15 protein-coding genes and 1 pseudogene are annotated in these 14,197 nt (G+C 71.2%); 9 read left to right on the plus strand and 7 right to left on the minus strand.

The genetic code is table 11. The features are described from left to right. Positions 1-65 precede the first annotated feature (65 nt). Positions 66-833: an endonuclease/exonuclease/phosphatase family protein gene (locus tag ACZ42X_RS21710; RefSeq protein ID WP_468292494.1), complete on the plus strand. Its 768-nt coding sequence runs from the start codon at positions 66-68 to the stop codon at positions 831-833. Positions 834-855: 22 nt separating this feature from the next. On the opposite strand, the gene ACZ42X_RS21715 is transcribed toward ACZ42X_RS21710, so the two are convergent. Then, the gene (locus tag ACZ42X_RS21715) at positions 856-1,434 is read right to left on the minus strand and encodes a hypothetical protein (protein WP_468292497.1); all 579 of its coding nucleotides are present in this window, start codon (positions 1,432-1,434) and stop codon (positions 856-858) included. Further along, positions 1,427-2,206 (minus strand): alpha/beta hydrolase, encoded by a 780-nt coding sequence (locus ACZ42X_RS21720; RefSeq protein ID WP_468292500.1) that lies wholly within the window; start codon positions 2,204-2,206, stop codon positions 1,427-1,429. The genes ACZ42X_RS21715 and ACZ42X_RS21720 overlap by 8 nt, the downstream gene beginning before the upstream one ends. 206 nt (positions 2,207-2,412) lie before the next feature. Between ACZ42X_RS21720 and ACZ42X_RS21725 the strand changes: the two genes are divergently transcribed. The 5 genes and pseudogenes from ACZ42X_RS21725 to ACZ42X_RS21745 all read left to right on the plus strand — a co-directional run bounded on the left by ACZ42X_RS21725 (position 2,413) and on the right by ACZ42X_RS21745 (position 7,360). Then, on the plus strand, positions 2,413-3,162 hold the full coding sequence (locus ACZ42X_RS21725) for a lysophospholipid acyltransferase family protein (RefSeq protein ID WP_468293378.1): 750 nt from the start codon (positions 2,413-2,415) through the stop codon (positions 3,160-3,162). A gap of 49 nt (positions 3,163-3,211) precedes the next feature. After that, positions 3,212-4,426: a MacS family sensor histidine kinase gene (gene macS / locus ACZ42X_RS21730; RefSeq protein ID WP_468292503.1), complete on the plus strand. Its 1,215-nt coding sequence runs from the start codon at positions 3,212-3,214 to the stop codon at positions 4,424-4,426. Next, positions 4,423-5,094, plus strand: a complete 672-nt coding sequence (locus ACZ42X_RS21735; RefSeq protein ID WP_361414486.1) for a response regulator transcription factor — start codon at positions 4,423-4,425, stop codon at positions 5,092-5,094. The genes macS and ACZ42X_RS21735 overlap by 4 nt, the downstream gene beginning before the upstream one ends. Before the next feature lie 127 nt (positions 5,095-5,221). Next, positions 5,222-6,250, plus strand: a complete 1,029-nt coding sequence (locus ACZ42X_RS21740; RefSeq protein ID WP_468292507.1) for a 6-phosphofructokinase — start codon at positions 5,222-5,224, stop codon at positions 6,248-6,250. Positions 6,251-6,347: 97 nt separating this feature from the next. Next, positions 6,348-7,360 (plus strand): annotated as a pseudogene (locus tag ACZ42X_RS21745) (2-hydroxyacid dehydrogenase). Here ACZ42X_RS21745 and ACZ42X_RS21750 read toward each other — a convergent pair. Beyond that, complete coding sequence (locus ACZ42X_RS21750; RefSeq protein ID WP_468292510.1) at positions 7,347-9,287, minus strand: anthranilate synthase family protein; 1,941 nt, start codon at positions 9,285-9,287, stop codon at positions 7,347-7,349. The pseudogene ACZ42X_RS21745 and the gene ACZ42X_RS21750 overlap by 14 nt on opposite strands. 98 nt (positions 9,288-9,385) lie before the next feature. Beyond that, positions 9,386-9,451, minus strand: a complete 66-nt coding sequence (locus ACZ42X_RS21755) for a trp operon leader peptide (protein ID WP_468293381.1) — start codon at positions 9,449-9,451, stop codon at positions 9,386-9,388. Positions 9,452-9,541: 90 nt separating this feature from the next. Here ACZ42X_RS21755 and ACZ42X_RS21760 point away from each other — a divergent pair, with 90 nt between their 5' ends. Both ACZ42X_RS21760 and ACZ42X_RS21765 read left to right on the plus strand, forming a co-directional pair. After that, complete coding sequence (locus ACZ42X_RS21760) at positions 9,542-10,888, plus strand: class II 3-deoxy-7-phosphoheptulonate synthase (RefSeq protein WP_468293384.1); 1,347 nt, start codon at positions 9,542-9,544, stop codon at positions 10,886-10,888. A gap of 217 nt (positions 10,889-11,105) precedes the next feature. Continuing rightward, positions 11,106-11,354 (plus strand): (2Fe-2S)-binding protein, encoded by a 249-nt coding sequence (locus tag ACZ42X_RS21765; protein WP_468292513.1) that lies wholly within the window; start codon positions 11,106-11,108, stop codon positions 11,352-11,354. Positions 11,355-11,366: 12 nt separating this feature from the next. Here ACZ42X_RS21765 and bfr read toward each other — a convergent pair whose 3' ends face one another. After that, on the minus strand, positions 11,367-11,846 hold the full coding sequence (bfr, locus tag ACZ42X_RS21770; protein ID WP_468292516.1) for a bacterioferritin: 480 nt from the start codon (positions 11,844-11,846) through the stop codon (positions 11,367-11,369). 173 nt (positions 11,847-12,019) lie between these two features. Here bfr and ACZ42X_RS21775 point away from each other — a divergent pair, with 173 nt between their 5' ends. Beyond that, the gene (locus ACZ42X_RS21775; protein WP_468292519.1) at positions 12,020-12,652 is read left to right on the plus strand and encodes a sulfite oxidase-like oxidoreductase; all 633 of its coding nucleotides are present in this window, start codon (positions 12,020-12,022) and stop codon (positions 12,650-12,652) included. A 28-nt stretch (positions 12,653-12,680) separates the two neighbouring features. Here ACZ42X_RS21775 and ACZ42X_RS21780 read toward each other — a convergent pair whose 3' ends face one another. Both ACZ42X_RS21780 and ACZ42X_RS21785 read right to left on the minus strand, forming a co-directional pair. After that, positions 12,681-13,259 carry a DUF4396 domain-containing protein gene (locus tag ACZ42X_RS21780; RefSeq protein WP_468292522.1) on the minus strand — a complete coding sequence of 193 codons (579 nt, stop codon included), beginning with the start codon at positions 13,257-13,259 and terminating at the stop codon, positions 12,681-12,683. 84 nt (positions 13,260-13,343) lie between these two features. Further along, positions 13,344-14,192: a deoxyribonuclease IV gene (locus ACZ42X_RS21785; RefSeq protein ID WP_361414502.1), complete on the minus strand. Its 849-nt coding sequence runs from the start codon at positions 14,190-14,192 to the stop codon at positions 13,344-13,346. Positions 14,193-14,197 lie beyond the last annotated feature (5 nt).

Below are 14,197 nucleotides of genomic sequence, written 5' to 3' on the forward strand. Positions count from 1 at the left end.
TTCCGTCTCACGGTGCCCGCCGCGTCCTCACCCGGATGCGGCGGGCACCGTCATATCGTGCTGGTATGACGCTCGACGACCTGCCCAACTCCCGTACCGAGCCCGATGGTTCCGCCGTCATCCGGGTGCTGAGCTACAACGTCCGCTCGCTGCGCGACGACGAGGACGCGCTCGCGCGGGTGATCCGGGCGTGCCGGCCCGACGTCGTCTTCGTCCAGGAGGCGCCCCGCTTCTTCCGGTGGCGCAAGCACGCCGCACGGCTGGCCAAGAAGAGCGAGCTGGTCGTGCTGACGGGTGGCGCGAGCGCGGCCGGTCCGCTGCTGCTGTGCTCGCTGAGGGTGACGGTCGAGCGCACCGAGGACGTCCTGCTGCCGCTCACGCCCGGCCTGCACCGGCGGGGCCTCGCGACGGCGGTCGTACGCGTCGGGGGCGCCCGGCTCGGGCTGGTCGGCTGCCACCTGAGCCTGCGCTCCGACGAGCGGTACGCCCAGGCCGGGATGGCGCTGGACCGGCTGGCCGCCCTGGACGCGCCGCACGCGATCGTGGCGGGCGACGTCAACGACGAGCCGGACGGGAACGCGTTCCGGCGGCTCGCGGCCGAGCTCCAGGACTGCTGGGCGGTACGGCCCTGGGGCGGCGAGCTCACCTGGCCGCCCGGCGAGCCGCGCAAGCGGATCGACGCGGTCTTCGCCACGAAGGGCGTCGAGGTGCTCGGCTGCGGCGTCCCGCGGGGCCTGCCGGGCATCACGGACACGGACCTGCGCGCGGCCACGGACCACCTCCCGGTCCTGGCGGCGCTCAGGGTGCCCGGCGATACCGCCCGGACCGTTTAGGGGGTGTCTTCCGGATCAGGCCCTAGACCACGGCACCCCGGCCCGGGTCGTCGTCCTCCTCGTCGCCGTGGCGCATCCGGGCCACCAGCGTGAGGAAGCCGCCGACGAAGCCACCGACGCACAGCGTGGTGAGCCACCACGTCATGTCCCACTGCAGCAGCACCGCGACCAGCATCAGCACCGGGCCGCCGACCACGCCGAGCCACGCGAACTTCGCGGTCGTGTCCGCCTCCGGCAGCGGGGGCGGCTCCGGCGGCACGAAGTGGCCCTCGTCCGATGCGTCGAGGTCCTCGTCCTTGGCCTCGGGCAGCTCGTAGTCGCGCGGGCCGCCGCCTCCGACGCCGGGCGCGAAGACCACCGAGCTGCCCAGCGGCCGGTCGGCGGCCCCGCCCGCGTCGCGGGTCTCCCCGCCGCCGTCCTCGAGGTCCCCGTTGACGTCGCCCTCCGGCAGCGCCAGGTCCTCCACGGCCTTGAACGTGAACGGCTTCACGCCCGGCGGGTCCGCCGGCTCCTCGCCGTACCCCGCGACGATCGCCGCCCACGCCGCCTCTTCGTCGAACGGCTGCTCGTCCCGCTTGTCCGAGTCGTGCTGCTCAGCCACCGGTGGTGCTCCCCTTCTCGCCGACGCCCGGAGCGAGCCGGCCGATGAACGCGTAACTCTCCTCGAAGATCCGCTCCGCGTCGTGGTCCAACGTCGCCACGTGGTAGCTCTGTTCCAGCAGGATCTCCCGGACGTCCACCGAGGAGATCCGGCTCAGGATGCGGGCCGAGTCGGCCGGCGACACCACGTGGTCCTGCGGGCTGTGCAGCAGCAGCACCGGCTGCGTGACCTGCGGAAGCTCGCCGTCGACCATCCGGAAGAACCGCCGCACCGAGTGCGCGGCGTGCAGCGGCACCCGGTCGTACCCGGCCTCCGTCATGCCCTCCTTGGCTATGTCGTCCACGATGCCGGGCCGCGACGGGACGAGGTGGCGCACGACCGGCAGCGCGTGGGCGGCGAGCCCGTGGATCTTGTTCGCCGGGTTCACCAGCACGATGCCCCGCACGGCGTCGCCGTGCCGGGCGGCGAGCCGCAGGGTGAGCGCCCCGCCCATGGAGAGCCCGAAGACGAAGACCTGCTCGCACCGCGCCAGCAGCGCCCGCAGCTCGCGGTCCACCTCCGCGTACCAGTCCTGCCAGCCAGTCACCTGCATGTCCTGCCAGCGGGTGCCGTGCCCGGGCAGCAGCGGCAGCGACACCGTCAGGCCGCGTGCGGCCAGGTACTCGGCCCAGGGCCGCATGGACCGCGGCGAGCCGGTGAAACCGTGACAGAGCAGCACGCCGACCCGGCCGCCCTCGTGGCGGTACGGCTCGGCTCCGGGGACGACCGGCACGGGGGTCTCCTGTTCGGGAAAGGGTGATCGATGGGGCGGGGGTGGATCTCGGGAAGGAGGTGTACTTCACCGTACGCGACCGGACCGACACCGACCAGGGCCGTCGTCCCACCCATCAGCCCATCAGGAAGAGCCCAGGCGCCGCACGGGTTATGGTCTGTTCGACGGAACACAGGAGAGGCACTCGAAACTTGATCTACGGCGCAATGAAGTTCTCCATCGGAGGGACGCTGAAGCTCGCCTTCAGGCCCTGGGTGGAGGGCCTCGAGAACATTCCCGCCGAGGGGCCGGCGATCCTCGCGAGCAACCACCTCTCCTTCTCGGACTCCTTCTTCCTGCCCGCGGTCCTCGACCGCAAGGTGACCTTCATCGCCAAGGCCGAGTACTTCACCTCGCCCGGCGTGAAGGGCAAGCTGACGGCCGCGTTCTTCAAGGGCGTCGGCCAGCTGCCGGTGGACCGCTCGGGTGCCCGCGGCGCCGGCGAGGCGGCGATCAAGAGCGGTATCGAGGTCATCGAGCGCGGTGAGCTCTTCGGCATCTACCCCGAGGGCACCCGCTCGCCGGACGGCCGGCTCTACCGCGGCAAGCCCGGCGGCCTCGCACGCGTGGCGCTGGCCACCGGGGCGCCGGTCATCCCGGTCGCGATGATCGACACCGAGAAGATCCAGCCGCCCGGCAAGGTCGTCCCCAAGCTCATGCGCCCGGGCATCCGCATCGGCAAGCCGCTGGACTTCAGCCGCTACCACGGCATGGACGGCGACCGGTTCATCCTGCGCTCGGTCACCGACGAGGTGATGTACGAGATCATGAAGCTGTCCGGCCAGGAGTACGTCGACATCTACGCGACCGCCGCCAAGCGCCAGATCGCCGACGCCGAGAAGGCGGCCAAGGAAGCGGCCAAGGAGGCCGCGAAGGAAGCGGCGAAGGCCGCGTCGCGCGAGCAGTCCGGCGCCTGACGGCGCCGTACGGTCCGTACGTTCCGCTGTACATCCAGGGGTGGGGAAGTTGGCCAAGCGCGAGCGCGTCGTGCGCATGTCCGTGGAGCAGCCGCTGTGGCGTGCTCTGACCGCGTACCGCGTGCTCACCATGGTGTACGCGGTGCTGCTGTTCGTCTTCACCCGCGACAAGTTCGAGCGCCCCTGGGTGGCCATCGCGTTCCTCGCCGTGATGTCGGTGTGGACGCTGGCCACCCTCCCGAAGGTCGCCGGTGCCGCGGGCTGCACCAAGCGGTTCCTCATCGCCGACCTCACCCTCGCCCTCACCGGCATCCTGCTGACGCCGCTCGCCGACGTGCACGCCCAGACGTTCGACGGCTCGACGCTGCCGACCATCTGGACCGCCGGATCGGTCCTCGCGTACGCCATCAAGGGCGGCTGGCGCTGGGCCGCCCTCGCCTCGTCCCTGGTGGCCGTCGCCAACATCGTCGAACGCGGCCAGCCCAGCCGGGACACCCTCCACAACGTCCTGCTCGTGTGGGTGGCCTCCATCGCCATCGGTTACGTCGTGGAGGTGGCCCGCGCCTCCGAGCGCACCCTCGCGCGGGCCCTGGAGATCGAGGCCGCCACCCGCGAGCGCGAGCGGCTGGCCCGCGACATCCACGACTCCGTCCTCCAGGTGCTGGCCATGGTCCAGCGCCGGGGGACGGCGCTGGGCGGCGAGGCCGCCGAGCTCGGCCGGATGGCGGGGGAGCAGGAGGTGGCGCTGCGCACCCTGGTGGCGGGCGGCCTGACCCCGACCTCGCACGTCTCCGAGGACGAGTCCCAGGGCGCGGTGGTCCGCGTGGTGGAGGAGCCGGACGACGACGACACCGCCCCCGGCGCCCCCGTCGACCTGCGCAGCCTGCTGGCCCCGCACGCCGGATCGCGGGTCACCTTCTCGGAACCGGGCGCTCCGGTGCTGCTGCCGCCCGCCGCGGCGAAGGAGCTGGCGGCCGCTGTCGGTGCCGCCCTGGACAATGTCCGCAGACACGCCGGCGAGGGCGCCCAGGCGTGGATCCTCGTCGAGGACTGGCCCGACGAGGTGATCGTGACGGTACGGGACGACGGGCCGGGCATCCCGGAGGGGCGGCTCGCGCAGGCGGAGGGAGAGGGGCGCATGGGGGTGGCGCTCTCCATCCGCGGCAGGCTCCGCGACCTGGGCGGCACGGCCGAGCTGATCTCGGTCCCGGGCCAGGGCACAGAAGTCGAATTGAAGGTTCCACGGGGGAAGGCGACGAAATGACGCAGCAGCAGACGAAGGTGATGGTCGTCGACGACCATCCGATGTGGCGGGACGCGGTCGCCCGCGACCTGGCCGAGGCCGGGTTCGACGTGGTCGCCACCGCGGGCGACGGGGAGCAGGCGGTCCGCCGCGCCCAGGCGGTCTCCCCGGACGTCCTCGTCCTGGACCTGAACCTGCCCGCCAAGCCGGGGGTCCAGGTCTGCAAGGAGCTCGTCGCCGCCAACCCGGCGCTGCGCGTGCTGGTGCTGTCCGCGAGCGGCGAGCACGCCGACGTGCTGGAGGCGGTGAAGTCCGGCGCGACCGGCTACCTGCTGAAGTCGGCCAGCACCGAGGAGCTGATCGACGCCGTGCGCCGTACCGCCGTCGGGGACCCGGTCTTCACGCCGGGCCTGGCCGGGCTCGTCCTCGGGGAGTACCGGCGGCTGGCCTCCGATCCCGCCCCCGCCACCGGGCGGGACGAGCCGAAGGCGCCGCAGCTCACCGAGCGCGAGACCGAGGTGCTGCGGCTGGTCGCCAAGGGCCTGAGCTACAAGCAGATCGCCGAGCGCCTGGTCATCTCCCACCGCACCGTCCAGAACCACGTTCAGAACACGCTCGGCAAGCTCCAGCTGCACAACCGCGTCGAGCTCGTGCGGTACGCGATAGAGCGCGGCCTGGACGACGCGTAAGCCCGCGCGGGGCGCGCGTAACTTCCCTACGCCCGCCCGGAATTCACCTTTCGTACCGTCCCGGAGTGAGCTGGGTCACCCTTACCGTGACCGTGCAGCCCTCGGTGACGACGAAGGGAAACGGTCCATGCGGGTGGGAGTACTGACCGGCGGCGGAGACTGCCCCGGCCTGAACGCGGTCATCCGCGGCATCGTCCGCAAGGGTGTCCAGGAGTACGGCTACGAGTTCACCGGCTTCCGGGACGGCTGGCGAGGCCCCCTGGAGGGCGACACCGTACGCCTCGACATCCCCGCCGTGCGCGGCATCCTGCCGCGCGGCGGCACCATCCTCGGCTCCTCGCGCACCAACCCCCTCACGGCGGCGGACGGCGTCCGCCGCATCAAGCAGAACCTCGCCAAGCAGGAGGTGGACGCGCTCATCGCGATCGGCGGCGAGGACACCCTCGGTGTCGCCGCCCGCATCGGCGACGAGCACGGCGTCCCCTGCGTCGGCGTGCCCAAGACCATCGACAACGACCTGTCCGCCACCGACTACACCTTCGGCTTCGACACCGCCGTCGGGATCGCCACCGAGGCCATCGACCGCCTCCACACCACCGCCGAGTCCCACATGCGGGTCCTCGTCGTCGAGGTGATGGGCCGTCACGCCGGCTGGATCGCCCTCCACTCCGGCCTCGCCGGCGGCGCCAACGTCATCCTCATCCCCGAGCAGCGCTTCGACGTCGACCAGGTCTGCGCCTGGGTGACCTCGCGCTTCCGGGCCTCGTACGCGCCGATCGTCGTCGTCGCCGAGGGAGCCATGCCCAAGGACGGCGACATGGTCCTGAAGGACGGGACGCTCGACTCCTTCGGTCACGTCCGGCTCTCCGGGGTCGGCGAGTGGCTGGCCAAGGAGATCGAGAAGCGCACCGGCAAGGAGGCCAGGACCACCGTCCCCGGCCATGTCCAGCGCGGCGGCACGCCGAGCGCCTTCGACCGCTGGCTGGCCACCCGCTTCGGCCTCCATGCCATCGACGCCGTACGCGACGGTGACTTCGGCACCATGGTCGCCCTGCGGGGGACGGACATCGTCCGCGTCCCGATCCGCGAGGCGACGGCCCGCCTGAAGACGGTCGACCCGAAGCTGTACGAGGAGGCCGGGGTCTTCTTCGGCTGACAGGGCCGCGCCGGCCGGCTCCGGCCGGCTCCGGCCGACCGGCGCGGGCCCGGGGGCGGTCGTATATTCGCGCTATCCGGGCGAAGGGAGACAGACCGTGGAAGTCCTGGCCTTCGGCGTGCAAACGGACGAGAAGCCGCTGATGGAGGCGGCCTTCGCGGGCCACCACGACCTCCGCTGCCTGGACGTCTTCCTCACCGGGGACACCGCCCCCCTCGCCGCCGGGTACGAAGCCGTCTCCACCAGCGTCAACGCCGACCTCGACGCCCGCGTGCTGCACGCCCTCGCGGCCGGCGGCACGCGGATGATCGCCCAGCGCTCCACCGGCTTCAACAACATCGACCTGACCGCCGCCCAGCAGCTGGGCCTCACCGTCGCCCGCGTCTCCTCCTACTCGCCGTACTCCGTGGCGGAATTCGCCTGGGCCCTCGCGACGGCGGTCAACCGCCGCCTCGTCCGCGCCGCCATCCGCACCCGCGACTTCGACTTCCGCCTCGACGGACTGCTCGGCCACGACCTGCACGGCCGCACGGCCGGCGTCCTCGGCACCGGCAGGATCGGCGAGGCGTTCACCCGGATCGCCCACGGCTTCGGCATGGAGCTCCTCGGCTGGGACATGGCCCCAACCCCGCCTGCGTCGCGCTCGGCATGCGGTACGTCGAGAAGGACGAGCTCTTCGCCGCCGCCGACGTCCTCACCCTGCACGTGCCGCTGGTGCCGGAGACCCGCCACCTGGTCGACGCCGCCGCGCTCAAGGCCATGAAGGACGACGCCATCCTGGTGAACTCCAGCCGCGGCGGCCTGATCGACACGGACGCCCTCGTCACCGAGCTGCGCGCCGGCCGCTTCACCGGCGTCGGCCTCGACGTCTACGAGGCGGAGGCCGGGCTCTTCTACCTGGACAAGTCCCTGGAGCCCGTCACCGACGACACCCTCGCCCGGCTGATGACCTTCCCGAACGTCGTGGTCACCTCCCACCAGGCGTACTACACCGTCGAGGCGGTGACCGAGATCATCGCGACGACGGTGCGGAACATCACCGACTACGAAGCCGGCCGCCGCAGCGAGAACGTCCTGGTCCCGCCGCCCGGCGACCTCACCGCGGGCTGACCTCCAGCTCCCGCAGCAACTCCCGTACGACCGCCGCGCCGCGCAGCGTCAGCACCGACTCCGGGTGGAACTGCACGCCCGCGAAGCCCGACCCGCGCAGCGCGTGCACCTCGCCCGTCGCCGCCTCGCGGCTGATCTCCACTCCGTGCGCCGCGAGCTCGGCGGCGGCCCCGTCGTCGCAGCGGGCCGTGAAGCTGTTGTAGAAGCCCACCGTCTCCGGCGTGCCGAACAGGTCGATCCGCACCTGGGCCCCCTGGAACGGCACCTCCTTGCGCACGATCGGCAGCCCCAGCTCGGCCGCGATCAGCTCGTGCCCGAGGCACACCCCGAGCAGGCCGTGCGGGTGGCCGCCCGCCCGGCGTACGAGCTCGGCGGCGAGCGCCCGCAGCGAGCGCATCTTCGGGTCGGCGAGGTCGCCCGGGTCGCCGGGCCCGGGCCCCAGCACCACCGGACCCTCGTGCGCGAGCACCGCCTCCCGCAGCCCCGGCTCGTCGTAGCGGCGGACCGTCACCTCCAGGCCCGCGGCGCGCAGCACGTGCGCGAGCATCGCCGTGAAGGTGTCCTCCGCGTCCACCACCAGGGCGTGTCCGGCGGCCGGGGCGGCGTCCCGGTCCTGCATCTTGAGCCAGAACGGCGCCAGGTCGGCGCGGCGCGCGTCCAGCGCCGCCCGCACCCGCGGGTCCTCCGCCAGCCGCGCCGGCCGTGCGGACTCCTCGCGCGGCCGCCCCGGACGCACCCCCAGCGCCGTCAGCACACCCGCCGCCTTGGCATGCGTCTCGGCGACCTCGCTCTCCGGGACCGAGTGCCGCACCAGCGTGGCGCCGACCGGGACGCGCAGCTCGCCGTCGGCCGCGATGTCGGCTGTACGGATGAGGATCGGCGAGTCCAGCGTCTGCGCCCCGCTCGCGTCCGTCCCGAGCAGCGCCAGGGCGCCCGCGTAGTAGCCCCGCCCGCCGGTCTCATGGCGCTCGATGACCCGGCAGGCGTTCTGTACCGGCGACCCGGTGACCGTGGCCGCGAACATCGTCTCGCGCAGCACCTCCCGCACGTCCAGCGAGGAGCGGCCGCGCAGCTCGTACTCGGTGTGCGCCAGGTGGGCCATCTCCTTCAGCCGCGGCCCGACCACCACACCGCCCATGTCGCCGACGGTGCACATCATCTTCAGTTCCTCGTCCACGACCATGGAGAGCTCGTCGGTCTCCTTGCGGTCGGCGAGGAAGGCGAGCAGGTCCTCGGCCGTCGGCCCGCCCGCCGGATAGCGGTACGTGCCGCTGATCGGGTTCATCACCACCGTCCCCGCCCGTCTCCCCCCACCACCCTCGAACGAGAGCGCTTCGCGCTCGCCCCTCCCACCCGACATGCGGACGTGTACCTCCGGGCTCGCGCCCACCAGGGTGCGCTCACCGGTGTGTACCACGAAGGTCCAGTACGCGCCCCGCTCACCGGCGAGCAGCCGCCGGAACAGCGCCAGCGCGTCCCGCCGCCCGAACCCGGGGATCGCGCCCCGGTACGTACGCCGGATGACGAAGTTCGCGCCCTCCCCCCGCCCGATCTCGTCCTCGATGACCCGCCGCACGGTCCCGGCGTACTCCTCGTCCGAGACGTCGAAGGCCCCGCCCTCCACCACCACGTCGTGCGCGGGCAGCCGCTCCAGCACCTCCGCGAGCGGCAGCTCGTACGCCTCGTCGGCGACGAGCACCGACAGCGGCGTCCCGTCGTCGCGTACGTCGAAGCCGCGCTCCCGCAGCTGCCGGAACGGCACCAGGGCGAGCGTGGGCCGCGCCCCGACGGGGAGGTCGGCGAGGCGTTCCGCCTCGTGGACCGTGCCGATCAGCACCTCGACGGTGTCATGGTCACGTCCGGGTGTTCGGCGGCGGAGCAGGGCGAAGGGCGGGCAGGTGTCGTCGAGGAGTCGACCGAGGTCCATGGTGTGTGCGTTCCTTCCGGGAGGAGGGGAGGAACGGCCCGTGAAACGGAAGAAGGCCGCCCCTCGGGCGGCCTTCGCGGTGTCGGTGCGTACGCGAGTCAGTGGGCCGCCGGATGAGCGGTCCACCACCAGTTCTGCGTCGTCTGGGTCTGCTGCGCGTACATGCGGCGCACACTACCCCAAGATTCCTTGTCTCATCAGGTGGGCTCACAGATGGACGTATCGGAAGAACCCGTAAGGTTGGTCAGGTGACCGTGAACGCTAAGACCACCGCTACCGGTGGCAACACCTGGCGAGACCTGCCCGCGGCGCAGCAGCCCGAGTACCCGGATGCCGAGGCTCTGCGCGATGTGATCGCGGACCTCGAGTCGTATCCGCCGCTCGTCTTCGCAGGCGAGTGCGACCAGCTGCGCGCCCGGATGGGAGCCGTCGCCAGGGGCGAGGCGTTCCTGCTCCAGGGCGGCGACTGCGCCGAGGCCTTCGACGCCGTGTCCGCCGACCACATCCGTAACAAGCTCAAGACGCTGCTCCAGATGGGCGCCGTCCTCACCTACGCCGCCTCCGTACCCGTCGTGAAGGTGGGACGGATCGCCGGCCAGTACTCCAAGCCGCGCTCCAAGCCGACCGAGACCCGCGACGGCGTGACCCTGCCGACCTACCGCGGCGACTCCGTCAACGGCTTCGAGTTCACCGAGGCGGCCCGGATCCCGGACCCGCAGCGGCTCAAGCGCATGTACCAGGCGTCCGCCTCGACGCTGAACCTGGTGCGCGCCTTCACCACCGGCGGTTACGCCGACCTGCGCCAGGTGCACGCCTGGAACCAGGACTTCGTGAAGTCGTCGCCGTCCGGCCAGCGCTACGAGCAGCTGGCGCGGGAGATCGACAACGCGCTGAACTTCATGAAGGCCTGCGGCACCGACCCGGCCGAGTTCCGCACGGTCGAGTTCTACGCCTCCCACGAGGCGCTGCTGCTGGACTACGAGTCGGCGCTGACCCGCGTCGACTCGCGGACCGGGCACCTGTACGACACCTCGGGCCACATGGTCTGGATCGGTGAGCGCACCCGCCAGCTGGACGGCGCGCACATCGAGTTCGCGTCGCGGATCCGCAACCCCATCGGGATCAAGCTGGGCCCGACGACGACGGTCGACGAGGCGCTGACGTACATCGACCGCCTCGACCCGGACCGCGAGCCGGGCCGGCTGACCTTCATCGTCCGCATGGGCGCCGACAAGGTCCGCGACAAGCTACCCGAGCTGGTCGAGAAGGTCACGGCGTCCGGTGCCACGGTGGCCTGGGTGACCGACCCGATGCACGGCAACACCTTCGAGGCGGCCTCCGGCCACAAGACGCGCCGCTTCGACGACGTGCTCGACGAGGTCAAGGGCTTCTTCGAGGTCCACAAGGAGCTCGGTACGCACCCGGGCGGCATCCACGTGGAGCTGACCGGTGACGACGTCACCGAGTGCGTGGGCGGCGGCGACGAGATCTTCGTCGACGACCTGCACCAGCGCTACGAGACCGCCTGCGACCCCCGGCTCAACCGCAGCCAGTCGCTGGACCTGGCCTTCCTGGTGGCGGAGATGTACCGCGACCAGTGACCTTGGCTGGCTGTGATCTTGGCTGGAAAAAGCCTTGACGTGCCGATGGGGCGCGGATCCATGTGATCCGCGCCCCATCGGCGTTTTCGTCGGCTTCCCCGCTGTTGCGCTCCGGGGGTGCGGGGTAAGGTTAGGTTAGCCTCACCGAGGAATCGGGAAGGGCTTCCAGAACCATTGGCCGTCCGACCCGTTTCCGGATCCGCAGGGAGGTGACCGCGTGTACGTCTGCTCGTGCTTCGGTGTCACGGAGAAGCAGGTCAAGGAACACGCGGAGGCCGGCGCCTGCACGCCCCGCCAGATAGCGTCCGCCTGCAAGGCCGGCACCGACTGCGGGTCCTGCGTACGCCGCATCCAGGCCATCCTCGGCCGCGGAAACTGCCCGCGGCGCGATCTGGTGGACCAGGGCAGGCCCGCCCTCACCGCCGACGTCCCGGAGACCGCCGAACCGCTGGCCGAAGCCGCGTAAGGGCCGGGTGGGCTAGCTGTCCGGCTGCTCGATCAGCTGGGCGATGTAGAGCGCCTCGCCGAGCTTGTCGATCAGGTCCAGCTGCGTGTCGAGGTAGTCGATGTGGTGCTCCTCGTCCGCGAGGATCGACTCGAAGATGTTCGCCGACGTGATGTCGCCCTTGGCGCGCATCACCTCGATGCCGCGCTTGAGCCGGTCGATCGCCTCGACCTCGACCTGCCGGTCCGCCTGGAACATCTCGGTGACCGTCTGGCCCACCCGGACGTGGAACAGCCGCTGGTAGTTCGGTAGGCCGTCCAGGAAGAGGATGCGGTCGGTCAGCACCTCGGCGTGCTTCATCTCGTCGAACGACTCCGCACGCGTGTACTTCGCGAGCTTCGTCCACCCCATGTTCTCCTGCATCTTCGCGTGCAGGAAGTACTGGTTGATCGCCGTCAGCTCGGCGGTGAGCTGCTCGTTGAGGAATTCGATGACCTCCGGGTCGCCCTGCATCGCAGAGGCTCCTTCCGCGCGTGTGAACGATGGCACATGCCGATGCCGCGCATCCTCGCACCGCCGAGGGAGGTCGTCCAGTAAGTACAGGCTTAGTGGGACTTGCCCGAATGCGGCCTGTACCGTCCCGTCCCTGGTCATGACCACCCCTCCCGGTCTGTCACCATTGAGGCATGGGTCACCCAGGGAGCGAGGAAAACCGGGCGTCAGGGGAGTCCGAGCTTCCGCCGGGCCAGCGGCTGCAGCGCGGTTGGCCGGTGACCCACTACGGCCCCGTCCCCAAGTTCAAGCCGGACCGCTGGGAGTTCCAGGTCTTCGGCGCCACGGCGGACGGCGAGAAGCACAGTTGGACCCACGAGCAGTTCTCGGCCCTGCCGTTCGCCACGGTCGTGGCCGACCTGCACTGCGTGACGAAATTCAGCATGGTGGGGGCCGAATGGGGTGGCGTCCCCGCCCGTACGATCCTGGAGCTGGCGCCGCCGGCCGCCGGTGTCAGCCATGTGATGGTGTGGGCGGAGTACGGCTTCAGCGCCAACATGCGGCTCTCGGACTTCGCGTCGGACCGCTCGATTTTCGCCACCCACAAGGACGGTGAGCTCCTCACCGCCGAGCACGGCTTCCCGCTGCGGCTGATCGTGCCGCACCTGTACGCCTGGAAGGGGCCCAAGTGGGTCCGGGGCGTCGAGTACATGACCGCCGATCGCCGCGGCTTCTGGGAGGAGCGCGGCTATCACAACATCGGCGACCCGTGGCGGGAGCAGCGGTACTCGTACCAGGAGGGGCCGGGGGACGGCCCGGAGCTGTAGTACCCCTCCCGGGTAACCGGTCGCGTCGTCAGTGGTGGTACTGGTGCACCACCGCGTGGCCCTTGCCGCGGCCGATCATCCACTTGTTGACGGGTGTGGTGATGACGAAGGCGGCGAAGAGGGCGAAGGCGAGGACCCCCCAGAAGAACGCGTCCGTCAGGTGGGCGTCCATGGCGCCGGGCCAGAGGGCGAGCACGCCGTTGTCGATGATCTCCATGACGGCGATGGACAGCGTGTCGGCGGCGAGGGCGACCCGGAAGGCGGTCTTGAAGTCGACGCCTGCCTTGAGGATGCCGCGCAGCGTGAGCGCGTAGCCGAAGGTGAAGGCGAGGACGATCGCCAGGGCCATGGTGGGGAGGTTGCCCCAGCCGAGGGCGGTGCCGATGACCATGCCCAGGACTTCGCCGATGGCGCAGCCGGTGAGGCAGTGGAGGGTGGCCTGGGCGGCCATGGACCAGCTGACCTTGCCCGCGCCCGTGTGGTGCTGGTGGTGCTGATGATGTTGGTGATGCTCGTGGTGCTGGTGCTGCTCGTGGTCGTGCTGGTCCTGCGGTGCGTGGTGCTGGTGCGCCTGCTCGCTGTGCTCCGCGTGGCTGTCGTGCCGCATGAGATTCCCCCAACGCCTGGTAGCGGTTCCTGCCGACAGCAAGAACCGTATACCCCCTAGGGGTATTCCCTCAAGGGGTCACCGTCACCGGAGTTTCTTCAGCCGCTCCACATCCGCCGCGTGGCCTTCCTTCCCGCCGGGCGTCTCGATGATCAGCGGCACGCCCTCCGTCGCCGGGTGGCGCATCAGCTCCCGGAACGGCTCCTCGCCGATGTGGCCGGCGCCGATGTTCGCGTGACGGTCCTTGTGGGCGCCCACCACGTCCTTGGAGTCATTGGCGTGGATCAGCTTCAGCCGGCCCTCCCCGACCGTCTCCACCAGCAGGTCCAGCGTCTGCCGCATGCCGTGCTCCCCGGTGAGGTCGTGCCCGGCCGCGAAGATGTGGCAGGTGTCGAGGCAGATGCCCAGCTTGGGGTGGGCGTCGAGCGCCTCGAAGTACGGGCCGAAGTCCCAGGTCCGGGAGCAGAGCGAGGCGCCTTGCCCGGCCGTCGACTCCAGCAGCAGGAACGGGTCGTCGTCGTGCGTCAGCTCGTCGAGCAGCGGCAGCATGTGGGTGCGCACCTGCGCGAGGGCCTCCTCGCGGGGGCGGCCCCCGGTCGCCGAACCGGTGTGCACCACCACGCCCAGCGCGCCGATCTCCCGGGCGCGCCGCAGCGAGTGGCGCAGCGACGCCACCGAGAACTCGACGGTCGCCTCGGTGTGGGAACCGAAGTTGATCAGATACGGGGCGTGGACGTACGCCGGTATCCCCTCGGCCGCGCACTCGGCGCGGAACAGCTCGTCCTGCACCGGGTTCCCGGCGGGGGTCGCCCAGCCGCGGGGGTTGGCGACGAAGACCTGGACGGTTTCGGCGCCGAGCTCGCGTGCGTACGACAGGCCGGTCTTGGCAAGGCCGCCGGCCACGGGGACATGGCCGCCGACGGGGTTGCGCATGGGTG

It is taken from the genome of Streptomyces sp. NPDC030862, assembly GCF_055571835.1.